The sequence below is a fragment of the Niveibacterium sp. genome (genome assembly GCF_041909475.1).
In the GTDB taxonomy this organism is placed as follows: Bacteria; Pseudomonadota; Gammaproteobacteria; order Burkholderiales; family Rhodocyclaceae; genus Niveibacterium.
Genome location: NZ_JAYRDJ010000022.1, coordinates 1 through 14320, shown reverse-complemented (window position 1 = coordinate 14320; position 14320 = coordinate 1). Strand labels below are relative to the sequence as shown.

Below are 14320 nucleotides of genomic sequence, written 5' to 3'. Positions count from 1 at the left end.
GCAGCTATCGGCCCACGAGCGCCCGGCGCACTCAGCGTTCGGGCGTATCGCCGACCACCACTGGGGCAGAGACGCCGTGCGCCGAAGCTTCGCGCAGGCCTCGGTTACAGCTCGCGCGCCTTGAAGGTGTCGCAGGCGGCAATCTCGCCCTGCTCCAATCCGCGCGAGAACCAGCGTACCCGCTGTTCGGACGATCCGTGCGTGAAGCTCTCAGGCACCACCACACCGCGCGCCTGTTTCTGTAGCGTATCGTCGCCGATCGCGGTTGCGGCGGTCAGTGCCTCTTCGACGTCACCCGGCTCGAGCGTCAGGTTGCCCGACGCAACCGCCTGCTTGGCCCACAGGCCGGCGAAACAGTCCGCCTGCAGCTCAAGCCGCACCGAAAGCGCGTTCTTCTGCGCGGCGCTGCGCCCCTGCTGGGCTTGCCGCATCTTGTCCGAGATGCCCAGCACATGCTGCACATGGTGGCCCACCTCGTGCGCGATCACGTAGGCCTGCGCGAAGTCTCCGGGCGCCTTGAAACGCTGCGAAAGCTCGTCGTAGAAAGCCAGGTCGATGTAGACCTTCGTATCCCCCGGGCAGTAGAACGGCCCCATCGCCGCCTCGCCGGTGCCACAAGCGGTGGGCGTCTGGCCGCGGAACAGCACCAGCCTGGGTTTCGGATACTCGGCACCGCCCGCTTGGAAGATGCGGCTCCAGGTCTTTTCGGTGTCGTGCAGCACCACGCTGACCAGCTTGCGCGCCTGCGCCTCGCTGGCCGATTCCTGCACCGGGCCTGCGGGGCGCTGCTGCTGTGGCGCGGGAGCGTTGGAGGCGAGGTTCAGAACCACCGACGGGTCGATGCCGAAGTACCACGCGGCAATCGCAAGCACGATCGTGCCGACGCCGATCGAACGCCCGCCGATCGGCAAACCGCCGCCACCGCTGCCACGGCGGTCTTCGATATTGTCACTTCCGGTGTCGTCTTCGAATCGCATGGCGGCCGCCCTCAAAGCAAGAAGGCCCGCAAGTTGCGGGCCCCGATGTGTACAAACGCGCTTACGCGCCGAGCACGAGAATCGCGTCGGCTTCGACCAGCGAGCCGCGCGGCAATTCCTTCACGCCCAACGCGGCACGCGCCGGATACGGTTCGGTGAAGTAACGCGACATCACGGCGTTGACGGTGGCAAAGTTCGACAGGTCGGTCAGGTAGATCGTCAGCTTGACGGCATCGGCGAGCGAACCGCCCGCCGCCTCCGCAACGGCCTTGAGGTTTTCGAACATCTGCACCGTCTGCGCCTCGAAGCCCCCGTCGACGAGCGTCATCGTCACCGGATCGAGCGGAATCTGGCCTGACAGATAGACCGTATTGCCGGCTTTCACCGCCTGCGAATAGGTGCCGATCGCGGCGGGCGCCTTCGGGGTCGAGATGATTTCCTTGCTCACAGCAAACTCCTGAATGGGTTGAGGCGACTCAGTCGGCGGAACGCAGCGTGATGTCGCAACCGATATTGGCGATGGCCTTCTGCAGCCCCATCTGCGAACCGAGGTTGATCACCAGCGGTGCAGTCAGGATCGCGCGCAGCGGGCTGGTGGCGCTGTCCGGATCATCACGCCGCAGGATCACCATCACCGCCGCATCCTCGGCGCGCTGCAAGCCGATCGAGGCGAGCTCCACATCGCTGAGGCTGAACTCGTAGTGGAGCCCGAACTGATCGGGCGACGCGATCGAGAACGCCACATCCGGTTGCTCGACCGACTGCAGGTAGAACACGCGCGGCTGGGCCGCATCCGGGTGCAGCAGGGCGAACCGGCGGCAGTCCTCGAAGCCCGGCAGGCCTGCCGGGAACGTGATCAGTTTGTCGTCGGCGACTTCAATACGGCCGAACTTCGGGCTGTCGATCTGCATGCTTCCCCTCTCCTTTGTCCGGCCGACAAGGGCCGTCTTCTGTCATTCGTTACGGCTGCTTCACGGTCACCAACTGACCACGAGCGAGCCCCAGGGCCTTGAGCTTTCCTTGCGCCTGCTCCGCCTCCTGACGGGTGCGGAACGGGCCCACCACGACCCGGGTTTCGAGTTGTGCCGGCACGCCCGCCAACTCCAGCCGGGCACGCAACTCTTCGGCGTTCTTCGGTGTGGAGAATACGCCTGCCTGCAGTGCAAAGGCGCGGCCGACTGGCGGCTTTGCACCGGCGGGTGCAGGTTCGGTCTGCACGATGAGGCGCGGCGCAGGTGCGGGCGTTGCCGGCTCGGCCTGCAGATGCACGCGGCCGCCGGTGCTTTCAGCCGCCGCAGCGGGTTTGCGTGTGGCGTGCTGCGGCGCCGGTTCCGGCGCGGGCTCGGGCGCCGACACGCCGCGGGTTTCTTCCGCCACGTCCGCCGACGCGGGTTCGCTCTGCGCGGGCGGCTCGACCACGGCAGCCGGTACCGGCGCAGAGGCCTCGGTCAGCACCGCGGACTGCGCAACCGGCGCGGCATCGCCGCTCGCCGCGCGGATCTGCGCCGGCGTAGGCACCACGGCCGTCTTCGTTTCCACCGCCGGCAGCGGCTCTTGCGCGGTGCGCTCCCAGACGAGCAGGCCGACCAGCAAGATCCCCACGACCACAGCGGCAACGCCGCCGCGCATCAGCAACTGGCGTCGCTCGTCGTTCTCCGGCGGGGCGGCGGGGCGGGCTGGGGCCATGCGCATTACTCCTGGGTTCGGGCGCCGCGGGCCAGCGCGGCAACAAGTTCGGCTTCAGAGATCGATATACCGCAACGCTCGGCGATGGCGTCGGTTTCAAGGCCCCGCTGCGCGAGCACGACGGCTTCGCCGTATTGCGGCGATACGCTGCGTGCGTTGCGCAGCGCGGCGATGTCGGCGCCCAGCGTCTCGCGCAAGCTGGCGACCTCTTCGCGCAGCTCAGCGTTGGAGGCTTCCAGCGCTTCAACCTGAAAGCGCAAACGCGCCAGTTCGACCAGCGCGTCGAAGGTTTCGCGTTCGGTGCGCGACTGGGCCGGGTCGGCTTGCGTGAGGGATTCGGCTGCGATCTGTGTCGCCGGGGGTGCGGGCGAAATGTCCTCGACGGTATCGAGGATCGTTTCGTATTCGGGTTCGATCGGCGTGGCGGGGCGCGGCGGGCGCGAGACGCGGAACAGGCGCATGACGACATAGGCGAGATAGAGGCACAGCAGCACCACTACGCCCAGAATGACTTCACGCACACCCAAGATCGCTCTCCAATGAACCGTCGCGCGGCAACGGGGTGAATCCTACGCCGTGGCGGCGATTACCGCCTGCGATAATACTGGCCCCGCCCCGCTCGCCACAACGCCGACCATGGAACAACTCTCGATCGCATTCGTCGCCAAGAAGCTGATCGGCATTTTCCTGCTGCCACCGATGCTGCCGCTGGTGATCATCGCCGCGGGCCTGCTGTGGCAGAGCTGGCGGCCACGCGCAGGCCGCTGGATTGCGTGGGCAGGGCTCGTGATTGGTCTGATCGTGTGCTGGCCCGACAGCGTTGCGTGGCTGCTGCGCGGGCTGGAACACGACCGGCCGATTGCCGCCGCGCAACTGAAGCAGGCGCAAGCGATCGTGATTCTCGCCGGCGGGCGTCGCAGCAACGCCCCCGAACTCGGCGGCGAAACGGTGAACCGTCTTACGCTGGAGCGCGTGCGCTATGGCGCGCGACTCGCGCGCGAGACCGGCTTGCCTGTGCTGGTCAGCGGTGGCTCGCCCACCAGCGGCACCTCCGAGGCCGAACTGATGCGGCGCACCCTGAAAGAGGATTTCGGTATTGCGACGCGCTGGGTTGAAGGCGACTCACTCGACACGCACGAGAATGCGCTGTACAGCGCGAAGCTGCTGCAACCCAAGGGCTACACCCGCATCGCACTGGTCACCCACGCGGCTCACATGCCGCGCTCCGTCGGCGAATTCGAACGTGCCGGCTTCACGGTGTATCCCGCTCCCACCGCGTACCTCGGTTCGCAAGGCGGCGAAGCGCAAGCCCTGCCGGCGTTGCCCAGCGCCAGCAGCGCCTACGGCGGCTTCTACGCTCTGCACGAATGGGTCGGACTGCTGGCACTACGGCTACGTGGCAATTAACGCTTGACTTGGAGTGCACTCAAAGTTCGATGCTCGGGGCCATGGAGAAACCGATGGACGGATTCCTGTCGATCGCGCAGATGGCGCAGCACTTTGGCGTCAGCGCACACACGCTGCGTTACTACGAGCGTGCCGGACTGCTGGCACCGGTGCATCGCGATGCGGGCGGCCGGCGGCAGTACGCGCAACGGGATGTTGCCTGGCTGGCCTTCCTGATGCGCCTGCGCGCGATGGGCGTGCCGATCCGCGATATGCGCCGCTATGCGCAGCTGCGCGCCGCCGGGGATGCGACGCTCGTCGAACGCCTGGAGCTGCTCAGTAAGCACCGCGAAGCCGTTGCCGCGCGCCTCGCAAGCCTGCAGGACAACCTCGCAGCGCTGGACAGCAAGCTCGCCTGGTACCGCGACGCGATTGCCCAATCGGTCTCTCTGCCATCCACATCAACCGGAGCAGACGATGAACAGCGAACGTTACACACAGGGCTGGAAAACCCTTCAACAGATCGACGGCGAGGCCGGTGAGCGGGTCGTCGACAGCCTGCGCGACATTGCACCCGACTTTGCGCGCTATCTGATCGAGTTTCCGTTCGGCGACGTCTACCGGCGCGAACAGCTCGGGCTTCGCGAACGCGAGATCGCGACGATCGCCGCGCTCACCGCCCTGGGCAACGCCACCCCGCAACTCAAGGTGCACCTGCACGCATCGCTGAATGTTGGAATCAGCGCGGACGAGATCGTCGAGGTGCTGATGCAGATGGCGGTGTATGCGGGCTTTCCGGCTGCGCTCAACGGCCTCTTCGCCGCGCGCGGGGTGTTTGCCGAACGCAGTATCTGGCCAAGCTGCGCAGCGGCCTGATCAGGCCCTGCCGAGACGCTGGGCGAGTTGTTCGCTCAGCATCGCGGTGATGCCGTAGATCGTCAGCTGCGGGTTCGCCCCCAGCGAAGTCGGCAAGACAGAGCCGTCGTGCACCGACAGATTTTCGAGCTGGTGATGCACGCCATCGGGCCGCACCACGCCGCCCTTCTCGTCCGGCGCCATCGCCGCGCCGCCCATCACATGCGCGCTCACAACCTTGGTGCGCCGCGTAGCGAGCTTCAGTGCATCGATCTGCGCATGGGCGTCGGAAGCGCGAGTGCTCGCTGTCGCATCAAGATGAATCGGCAACACCGTCTTCGCACCGACGGCGTACTGCAGATCCGCCATCGTATGGAAGGCCTTGCGTGCGCCGTCCCAGATGTAGTCGGTCAGCGGGTAGTCGAGCTGCGGGTCACCATGGCCGTCGAGCACCACACGGCCGCCCTGGCTCTGCTCATGGAAGCCATCGCGCAGCAGCGCAATCGCCACGTACCAGTGATTCATCTGGCGCATGTAGTGGCGGTGCGCGGCGCCGAAGTCGGACATCACGACCGACGCTATCAGCGGATGAATCGGCGGCACTTCGAGCTTGAAGCCCATGCTGCCATCCTTCGGCCACAGGTACTCATCGATGTAGATCGACTGCGGTGCGCCGGTGAAGGCCTCCACCGGTTCGGGCATCAAGGCGGCCGACAGCACTACCGGATGTAGGAAGGTGCGCGCACCGGTGTGGCGATACGGGTCGGGCGCATTGGAGCGCAGCAGCAGCGCGGGCGTGCCGATCGCCCCGCCCGCCAGCACGAAGTGCTTGGCCTGCAGCCGTACCGCGTATTCGCGCCTGACCTGCCCTTGCGCGGTGATCGGGTGGGCCAGCAGCGCAGTGACGCGGCCGTTCGCATGCTCCAAACGTTCAGCGCGCATATGCGAAAGCAGGCGTGCGCCATGGTCCATCGCTGCGGGGATGGTCGTCACCAGCATCGACTGCTTGGCGTTGGTCGGGCAACCCATGCCGCAGTAGCCCAGGTTCCAGCAGCCTTTGACGTTGCGATGAATGGTCACCGGCTCGATCGCGAGCTTGTAGGCGCCGTCACGCAACAAGGCGTTGTGTCGGTTAGGCTGCGTCGGCCAGCTGGCAATCGACAGGCGTTCTTCGCGCCGCTCGAACCAGGGGGCGAGCGCTTCAGGCGTGAACGCACCGAGACCGTGCTGCTCACGCCAGTGCTTGAGCGTGTTGTCCGGCGTGCGGATGCTGGTCGTCCAGTTGACGACGGTGGAGCCGCCGACGGTACGGCCCTGCAGGATGCCGACGCCGTGATCCATCGTCTTGCGGCCGGCAGATTCCTGATACAGCGCGGGGTAGGACAAGCGCTCTTCCAGTTGGAAGTCACGCGAGGTCTTCAGCCCCCCCTCTTCCAGCAAGATCACCGACAAGCCGGCCTGTGCGAGCCGCTCGGCGGTGGTGCCGCCACCCGCGCCAGTGCCGACGATGACGACATCGGCTTCGAGCGTAAGGTCTCTGTCGAGCGCCGCGCCGTCGATGTGATGGTCGCGCCACTTGCCGGCGAAGGCATCGCCGATCGGATCGGGTAGCTGATTGTGCAGGGGCGTGCTCATGGATTCAGCTTCAGTGAAGGCGGGCCGCTGTAACCGCAGTCCGCAAAATGCTCGGGGTTGCCGTACCAGACGCCGAGGGTGAGGTCGTGCAACCCGCCGTAAGCCTGCTGCATCAGCGCCAACGAATGGTCGCGCCAGCGCGTGATGATGGCGGCTGCGCGGATCGGGTCGACCTGCACCCAGCCTGCCAGCGAACCGGCGGCCAGCACGCGGCCCGCCTGACGGTTAAGCAGGCCGAAGAGCTTGCGCATGTCGTCGCGCACCCGCGGCGGCATCCCCATCAAGGCGGTATCGATGCCGCGCAGCAAGCTCAGCGTCTCGGTCGTGGCCTTCGCGGCATCCGCAGGCCAGGCGCCGGCCAACATTGCGGGCGCGAGCGCGGCGAGAATCGCGCGGTCCTGCGCGGTGAGAAAGCCGTAGTGGTAAGCGTCGTCTTCCAACGCGGCGCTGTCGGGCCACGCAGCGGTGATGCCCAGCGCGGTGGCGACCCCGGCGCTGATGCCGAGAAACAGGAAGCGACGTCGTGATGCGTTGATGCTCATGATGCGAAGGCCCGACTCCATGCTTGCATTTCTACCTGCGCGAGTCCGATCACTCTTGTGATTGGACGCCAGCGGCACCGACGGAATTCCACAAGCACGGTGCCGCAACTGACTCAGCGCAACATCAGCTTGATCAGTTTGTCCGCAAGCGGTTTGCCGAACGGCGGGTGCAACAGCGAGGAACCGTTGAGCGCCGCCTGCCGGAACACTGCACGCTGCTGCGAGAAGGTCTTGAAGCCTTCCGGCCCGTGGTAACGGCCCATGCCTGACGGGCCGATACCGCCAAACGGCATGTCGTCCTGTGCGATATGAAGGATGCAGTCGTTCACCGTGACGCCACCGGAGGCGGTGCGATCGAGCAGCGCTTCAACGCGGCCGCGCTGGTCGTCGAACACATACAGCGCCAGCGGGCGATCACGCTCGTTGACGTAGGCGATCGCGTCATCAAGCGAGTCATACGGGATCACCGGCAGGATCGGCCCGAAGATCTCTTCCTGCATCACGCGCATCTGCGGTGTGCCACCGAGCAGCACCACTGGCGCCATCTTGCGCCCGCTGATCGCGCCGTCCGGCAGCAGCGGCTCGATCCGCGCGCCCATGCTGCGCGCCTCATCGAGCAGGGCCTGCAGGCGGGCGTAGTGGCGGTCGTGCGCGACACTCGCGTAATCCGGCGAGGCCGCATCACCGTAGAGCTTGTGTGCGAACGCACGCATGGCGGCGAGGAAGGCCTCTTCCTGTCCGCGCGGCAGCAACACATAGTCCGGCGCGATACAGGTCTGGCCGCCGTTCATGGTTTTGCCAAAGCCGATACGCTGCGCAGCCGTCTTGATATCGAATCCGGGTGCGACGATCGCGGGCGACTTGCCACCCAGTTCCAGCGTCACTGGCGTCAGGTTCTTTGCCGCGGCGGCCATCACGATGCGGCCGACCGGCGTCGAGCCGGTGAACAACAGGTGATCGAAGGGCAAGGCAGAGAATTCGGCCGCCACATCGGCACCGCCCAGCACCACGCTGACCAGATCCGGCGGAAAGGCTTCGCCGATCAGGCGTGCGAACAGCGCGCCGAAGTTCAGCCCGAATTCGCTCATCTTGATCAGCACGCGATTGCCCGCCGCCAAGGCGCCAACGAGCGGGCCAATCGCAAGGTAGAGCGGATAGTTCCACGGCACGATTACGCCCACCACGCCGAGCGGCTGATAACGCACCTCGGAACGGCCCGGCAGGAACCACAGCCCGGTGTGCCGCCGCGAAGGTTTCATCCAGCCCGCGAGCTTGGCCCGCGCATAGCGGATCGCCTCAAGACTCGGGAATATCTCGATCAGCCGGGTTTCAGTGTGGGAGCGGTGGCCGAAGTCGGCACTGATCGCTTCGCAGATCGCCTGCTGGTTCTGTTTCAGCAGCTGCGCGAGGCGGTCGAGGTTCGCGCGGCGCGCGGCGGCATCCGGCATCGGCTCGCGCGCAAACGCGGCGCGTTGCGCGGCAAATGCAGCAGCCAGGCCGGTTTGCGGCAGGTCGGTGAGCTTCATGTCTGTCTCCTCGGCGGCTCTGTTCTGGATCGCGTCCGGCCGCTCGTATCAGTACGGTACGGTATGGCACAACAAAACGGAAGCGCCAACGGAACGCTTAGGGAGCACAGCCTAATCCGCGCGGGAAGATTTGCTCACCGTTCGGCGTTTGTGCGCCTTGGGGCCATCGGCTAGACTCGACGCGTTTTCTTGCCCCGGCGGCCAACCGCAGCGAGGGATGCACGCCCGATGCGGGCATCCCTTTGCACCACCAAGACTTGCGCGAGCCCCGCTCGACGCGCCGCCCCGAATCTGCTGGAGGAATCCTTCTCGTGTTCACCACCCGCTCGCGCGCCGTCGCGCTCGCCACGCTGACTTCGCTCGCCCTCCTTGCCGGTTGCGGCAGCAGCAGCAACGACAACAAACCGGATGCGCCGACCGGCCTCAAGGTCGTTCCCGGCGACGGCCAAGTGACGATCACCTGGGATGATCAGAGTGCCACGTCCGACCTCCGCTACTGGCTTTTCAAGGCGCAAGCAGAAAACGCCACGCGCGACGACTATCGCAAGTACCCGGAGGCGGGGATCATTGCGCCGGTCACCTCGCCGTATATTTTGAGCGGCCTCACGAATGGTTTGCCGTACTCGTTCTTTTTGAATGCAACACACGGGAACGGCCCGGCAGGCGGCGAAACACCGACGGCTGGAAACATCATCCCCCGGCAATCGGGTTCGGTCTGGACGACCAACGTTGCAGCGGGCGCTGGCAATTTGAACCATGTTTCGTTTGCCTACAGCCGCTTCCTCGCCGTCGGTGACAGCGGCGCCGTGCAGGTGGGTACCGTGTCGTGGGCGACGGGCACACCAGTGCTCACATGGGCGAGCGCAGGCACCGTTCCGGCGCTGGCGGGGAGTGCGAGCTCACAGCCGAAACTTTACGGTGCGGCCTACAACAGCACGACGCCACGCACGGTGACCGTCGGCGACCTCGACGGCAACGGGAAAGCCGCAATCTGGACGAGCGACGGTTCGTCCACAAACTACCTCGATCAATGGGTCGCCCGCAGTTCGAACACCACATCGGCCCTGCACGGCATCGCGCTGGGCAGCGTCGGTTTCGTCGCAGTGGGCGACAGCGGTGCGGTGTCGATCAGCGCCGACGGCGTGACCTGGACGGCGTATCGGCTAACCGTGGATACCGCCGCGAATACCGCCAACAACGCCACCGATCGCTACACAGCGTCGGCCTCCGCGGCGGCCGACGCCAGCATCAACCTCAAGTCCATCAGCGTGCTGAACGGCACGTATTACGCTGTGGGCGACAATGGCTGGATCATCACGAGTTCCGACGGCATCAGCTGGCGTAAGCACACAGTCACCGCCAGCGCCCCCGCCAACCTGACCTCAGTCACCTACGGTTACTACAACGAGGCGATCTATCTCGCGGTCGGCAGCGATGGCAAGGTCTATCGGAATACCGACCCGAGCACGCTTGCCTGGACCGAAATCGCAGTGCCTGGAATGGGTGACATGAAGGCCGTTGCGCATGGTTCGCGTTTCATGGCCGTTGGCGCAGCCGGCCAGGCTTGGGTCAGTAATGACGGCAAGACCTGGGTCGCCACAAGCACCGGCGCGAATGAAAATAGCGTGCTGTGGTACAGCGGCGGCTACATCGCGGTGGGCGACGGCGGCAACGTCGTAACGTCGTACTGATCCGCCCGGACTAAAAAAAGGCCCGCAAAATGCGGGCTTTTTTTGGGCAGGCCGACGAAGAAAACGCCGCCCGCCTCGCGCCGACAGGTTAGACCGCCTCGAACAAGCCCGCCGCGCCCATGCCGGTGCCGATGCACATCGTCACCATGCCGAGCTTGGCGTCGCCGCGCTTCATTGCCGACATCAGCGTCGCCACGCGGATCGCGCCGGTGGCGCCGAGCGGATGGCCCAGTGCGATGGCGCCCCCGAGCGGGTTCACCTTGGCCGGATCGATCTTCAGATCACGCATCACCGCCAACGCCTGCGCGGCGAAGGCTTCGTTGAGTTCGAACCAGTCGACATCGCTCAGGTTCACGCCGGCGTGCGACAGCACTTTCGGAATCGCGGCGATCGGGCCAATGCCCATGATTTCCGGCGGCACGCCGGCGACCGAGAAACCACGGAAGCGCGCGATCGGGCGGGCTCCGGTGCGCTTCACTGCGGCCTCAGACATCAGCAGTACCGCGCCGGCGCCGTCCGACATCTGCGAGCTGTTGCCCGCGGTGACCGAGCCGCGGGCGGCGAACACGGTCTTCAGCTTGGCAAGGCCTTCGATCGAGGAATCCGGGCGCGGGCCTTCGTCGTTCTCGAACAGGCGCTCGACGACCTTGATGGCGCCGCTCTTGAAATCGGGCAACTGTTCGCGCACGAGGTAAGGCGTGATCTCGTCCTTGAACTTGCCGGCCGCGATCGCGGCGCAGGCATTCTGGTGCGAGGCCATCGCGAAGGCATCCTGATCTTCACGCGACACGCCGTACTTCTGCGCAACCTTCTCGGCGGTGAGGCCCATGCCGAAGGCGATGGCGCGGTTCTCGTCGGTGCTGGCGAAAGCCACCGGGTTGATCGAGACCTTGTTGCCCATCATGGTCGGCATGATGGTCATCGACTCGGTGCCGGCACCGATCGCGATGTCGCATTCGCCGATCATGATCTTCATCGCCGCATCCGCCACGGCATTGACGCCGGACGAGCAGAAGCGGTTGATGGTGATCGCCGGCACGGTGTTGGGGAAGCCGGCGAGCAGCGTGCCGATACGGGCCACGTTCATGCCCTGCTCGGCTTCCGGCATCGCACAGCCGACCACCACGTCGCCGATCTCGTTGAGATCGAAGGCGGGGACCTGCTTCACGACGGCGGACAGCACATGGGCCAGCATGTCGTCGGGGCGCACGTTCTTGAAGGCGCCGCGGCGTTTGGCAACCGGCGTGCGCGTGGCGGCAACGATGTAGACGTCCTGAATCTGACGGGTCATATCTGTTCTCCTTGGCGTGCCGGTCAGTTACGCAGCGGCTTGCCGGTTTCGAGCATGTGCGCGATGCGCTGCTGGGTCTTCTCGGTCTTGAGCAGGTCGACGAACTGGGCGCGCTCGATGTCGAGCAGCCACTTTTCGGAGACCAGCGAGCCGGACTCGATCTCGCCACCACACAGGGCGACAGCGGCAGCGCGGGCAACCTTGTAGTCGTGGGCGCTGATCATGCCGCCTTCGACCATGTTCACCAGCATCATCTCAAGCGTGGCAATGCCGTTGCGACCAGCGACCGGGATGCCGGCCGGCGACAGCGCCGGGCGGTAAGCCGATTCGTACATCGCCAGCGCGTTCTTGCGCGCCACATGCAGGATCTCGTTCACGTTGAAGACGACGAGGTCTTCCTGCTTCAACAGGCCCAGCTCCTTCGCGTTCTTCGCGCTCTTGCTGACGTTGGCCATGGCGATGGTCGTGAACACCGATTGCAGGAAGTTCATCGCATCGTTGGTGGCAGTGCGCGAAGCGGCCTGCGCGGCGCGGATCGCGAATTCCTTGCAGCCACCACCGGCCGGGATCAGGCCGACACCGGCTTCGACGAGGCCGATGTAGCTCTCCAGCGCCACCACGGCGCGCGGCGAGTGCATCACGAACTCGCAGCCGCCACCCAGCGCCATGCCGGCCACCGCGGTGATCACAGGCACCTTGGCGTACTTGATCGCCATCGAGGTCGCCTGGAAGTTGGCCACCACCTTGTCGAGCGTGGCGAAGTCACCCGCTTCGAGCACCGGCTTGATCTGCTGCAGGTTCGCGCCCACCGAGAACGGCGGCTTCGCTTGCCAGATCACCAAACCGTGGTAGTCACGCTCGGCGCGCTTGATCGCTTCCTGCACGCCATCGAGCACATCGGCGCCAACCGCGCACATCTTGGACTTGAACGAGAGGATGGGGACGCGCTTGCCGTCCTCGTCACCCGTGGTCCACATACGCACGCCTTCCGATTCCCAGATCGTCGTGCCGCGCTCTTCGGCTTCACCGAAGACGCGCTCAGGGAATAGCTGGCGGCTGTACACCGGCAGCGTGGAGCGGCCCTGGATCGCCTTGGCCGACGACGAGTAGGAACCGGCAGCTTCGTGTACACCTTCACGTTCAAAGACCCAGGCCGGCAGCGGCGCGCTGGCCATGGTTTTACCTTCGGCGATGTCGGCTGCGATCGCGTCCGCAATCGCCTTCCAGCCCGCAGCCTGCCAGGTCTCGAACGGGCCTTGCTGCCAGCCGAAGCCCCAGCGCATCGCGAAGTCGATGTCGCGCGCGTTGTTGGCGATGGTTTCCAGATGCACCGCCACGTAGTGGAAGATGTCGCGGAAGATCGCCCACAGGAACTGCGCCTGCGGGTGCGCCGAGGCACGCAGCTGCGCGAACTTCTCGGCCGGGTTCCGGTTCTTCAGGATCGCGACGACTTCTTCGGCGGGCTTGCCGGTCGAGTCACGATAATCCTGCGCCGCCAGATCCAGCACCTGGATCTGCTTACCCTGCTTGCGGAAGATGCCCGCCTTGGTCTTCTGACCCAGCGCGCCCTTGGCGATCAGCGCCTGCAGCCACTGCGGCGCGGCGTAGTACTGCGCCCAGGGGTCGTTCGGCAGGTTGTCGGTCATCGTCTTGATGACGTGCGCCATGGTGTCCAGACCCACGACATCGGCGGTGCGATAGGTGGCGGACTTCGGGCGACCGATCAGCGGGCCGGTCAGCGCATCGACCTCGTCGAAGCCCAAACCCATGCGCTGGGTGTGGTGCATGACGGCGAGGATCGAGAACACGCCCACGCGGTTGGCGACGAAGTTCGGCGTGTCGATCGCGCGAACCACGCTCTTGCCCAGGGTGGTCGTGAGGAAAGCTTCGAGGTTGTCCAGCAGCGGGGCGTCGGTGCCCTTGCAGGGGATCAGCTCCACCAGCGACATGTAACGCGGCGGGTTGAAGAAGTGCACGCCGCAGAAGCGCGGGCGCAGCGAATCGGGGCAACCCTCGGCGAGCTTGTTGATCGACAGGCCCGAGGTGTTGGTGGCGAAGATCGCATCCGGGCGGATGTGCGGTGCGACCTTGGCGTACAGGTCCAGCTTCCACTCCATGCGCTCGGCAATGGCTTCGATGATGAGGTCGCACTCGGCGAGCTTTGCAATGTGCTGCTCGTAGTTCGCGGCCTCGATGTACTGCACGCGGTCGGCGGTGGCGAGCGGGCTGGGTTCGAGCTTCTTGAGCCCGTCGAGCGCGCGCTTGACGATGCCGTTGGGGTCGCCTTCCTTGGCGGGCAGGTCGAACAGGACGACGGGTACTTCGGCGTTTGCACAGTGCGCCGCGATCTGCGCCCCCATGACCCCCGCGCCGAGCACCGCAACCTTGCGGATGATGAAGTTACTCACGCTAAGACTCCTTGCAGTTGGACAGCTCGCCGACCTCCCCGATCGACCCTGTCATGACAGCCATTGCACCATACGCATGCGTATGGTGCAAGCGTATTTTCGTGACAACGATTGATCGCGGCAGTGCGCAGACTGCCCGTTGATTGGCCCCGGCACAGAAGACATCGAACACGCGCCGGACAGCCCGAAGACCCAGTATCCCCATGCGACGTGGCCCCCACCTCATCGCATTTCCGGCAGTAAAGATGCCGGAAGGTTTCGCGGGGCGGCGCCCGCCGCCCCGCGCGTGCCCCGACTACTCGGCGCGCAGCGTTCAGGTTAGA

General features: G+C 65.6%; 14 protein-coding genes. 4 read left to right on the top strand and 10 right to left on the bottom strand.

The window, feature by feature from the left end; all coding sequences use genetic code 11:
- Positions 1-104 precede the first annotated feature (104 nt).
- The 5 genes from ACE3P0_RS14545 to ACE3P0_RS14525 form a co-directional block, all read right to left on the bottom strand.
- On the bottom strand, positions 105-977 hold the full coding sequence (locus ACE3P0_RS14545; RefSeq protein WP_374403417.1) for a neutral zinc metallopeptidase: 873 nt from the start codon (positions 975-977) through the stop codon (positions 105-107).
- A 61-nt stretch (positions 978-1038) separates the two neighbouring features.
- A complete protein-coding gene (locus tag ACE3P0_RS14540) occupies positions 1039-1425 on the bottom strand; it encodes a RidA family protein (protein ID WP_374403416.1) in 387 nt (128 codons plus the stop codon).
- Between the two features lie 28 nt (positions 1426-1453).
- Positions 1454-1888 (bottom strand): flagellar assembly protein FliW, encoded by a 435-nt coding sequence (gene fliW, locus ACE3P0_RS14535; RefSeq protein WP_374403415.1) that lies wholly within the window; start codon positions 1886-1888, stop codon positions 1454-1456.
- A gap of 49 nt (positions 1889-1937) precedes the next feature.
- Complete coding sequence (locus ACE3P0_RS14530) at positions 1938-2663, bottom strand: SPOR domain-containing protein (RefSeq protein WP_374403414.1); 726 nt, start codon at positions 2661-2663, stop codon at positions 1938-1940.
- A 5-nt stretch (positions 2664-2668) separates the two neighbouring features.
- Positions 2669-3184, bottom strand: a complete 516-nt coding sequence (locus tag ACE3P0_RS14525) for a DUF2802 domain-containing protein (protein ID WP_374403413.1) — start codon at positions 3182-3184, stop codon at positions 2669-2671.
- A gap of 115 nt (positions 3185-3299) precedes the next feature.
- On the opposite strand from ACE3P0_RS14525, the gene ACE3P0_RS14520 reads away from it, so the two are divergent.
- Genes ACE3P0_RS14520 through ACE3P0_RS14510 form a run of 3 tightly spaced genes read left to right on the top strand, consistent with a single transcriptional unit; the run spans position 3300 to position 4925 of the window.
- Positions 3300-4070, top strand: a complete 771-nt coding sequence (locus tag ACE3P0_RS14520) for a YdcF family protein (RefSeq protein WP_374403412.1) — start codon at positions 3300-3302, stop codon at positions 4068-4070.
- A gap of 53 nt (positions 4071-4123) precedes the next feature.
- Positions 4124-4591: a MerR family transcriptional regulator gene (locus ACE3P0_RS14515; RefSeq protein ID WP_374403411.1), complete on the top strand. Its 468-nt coding sequence runs from the start codon at positions 4124-4126 to the stop codon at positions 4589-4591.
- A complete protein-coding gene (locus tag ACE3P0_RS14510; RefSeq protein ID WP_374403410.1) occupies positions 4527-4925 on the top strand; it encodes a carboxymuconolactone decarboxylase family protein in 399 nt (132 codons plus the stop codon). The genes ACE3P0_RS14515 and ACE3P0_RS14510 overlap by 65 nt, the downstream gene beginning before the upstream one ends.
- Here the strand turns inward: ACE3P0_RS14510 and ACE3P0_RS14505 are convergent, their stop codons facing one another.
- From ACE3P0_RS14505 to ACE3P0_RS14495, 3 genes are all read right to left on the bottom strand, one after another.
- A complete protein-coding gene (locus tag ACE3P0_RS14505; RefSeq protein WP_374403409.1) occupies positions 4926-6539 on the bottom strand; it encodes a GMC family oxidoreductase N-terminal domain-containing protein in 1614 nt (537 codons plus the stop codon). It abuts the gene before it with no gap.
- Positions 6536-7102: a hypothetical protein gene (locus tag ACE3P0_RS14500; protein ID WP_374403407.1), complete on the bottom strand. Its 567-nt coding sequence runs from the start codon at positions 7100-7102 to the stop codon at positions 6536-6538. Before ACE3P0_RS14500 ends, ACE3P0_RS14505 begins: the two co-directional genes overlap by 4 nt.
- Positions 7103-7194: 92 nt before the next feature.
- A complete protein-coding gene (locus ACE3P0_RS14495; RefSeq protein ID WP_374403482.1) occupies positions 7195-8637 on the bottom strand; it encodes a coniferyl aldehyde dehydrogenase in 1443 nt (480 codons plus the stop codon).
- Positions 8638-8918: 281 nt separating this feature from the next.
- Here ACE3P0_RS14495 and ACE3P0_RS14490 point away from each other — a divergent pair, with 281 nt between their 5' ends.
- The gene (locus ACE3P0_RS14490; RefSeq protein WP_374403404.1) at positions 8919-10298 is read left to right on the top strand and encodes a hypothetical protein; all 1380 of its coding nucleotides are present in this window, start codon (positions 8919-8921) and stop codon (positions 10296-10298) included.
- Positions 10299-10386: 88 nt separating this feature from the next.
- Here the strand turns inward: ACE3P0_RS14490 and ACE3P0_RS14485 are convergent, their stop codons facing one another.
- Together ACE3P0_RS14485 and ACE3P0_RS14480 are read right to left on the bottom strand one after the other, a co-directional pair.
- The gene (locus ACE3P0_RS14485) at positions 10387-11589 is read right to left on the bottom strand and encodes an acetyl-CoA C-acyltransferase (RefSeq protein WP_374403403.1); all 1203 of its coding nucleotides are present in this window, start codon (positions 11587-11589) and stop codon (positions 10387-10389) included.
- A gap of 23 nt (positions 11590-11612) precedes the next feature.
- Positions 11613-13997 carry a 3-hydroxyacyl-CoA dehydrogenase/enoyl-CoA hydratase family protein gene (locus ACE3P0_RS14480; protein ID WP_374403400.1) on the bottom strand — a complete coding sequence of 795 codons (2385 nt, stop codon included), beginning with the start codon at positions 13995-13997 and terminating at the stop codon, positions 11613-11615.
- Between the last annotated feature and the right edge of the window lie 323 nt (positions 13998-14320).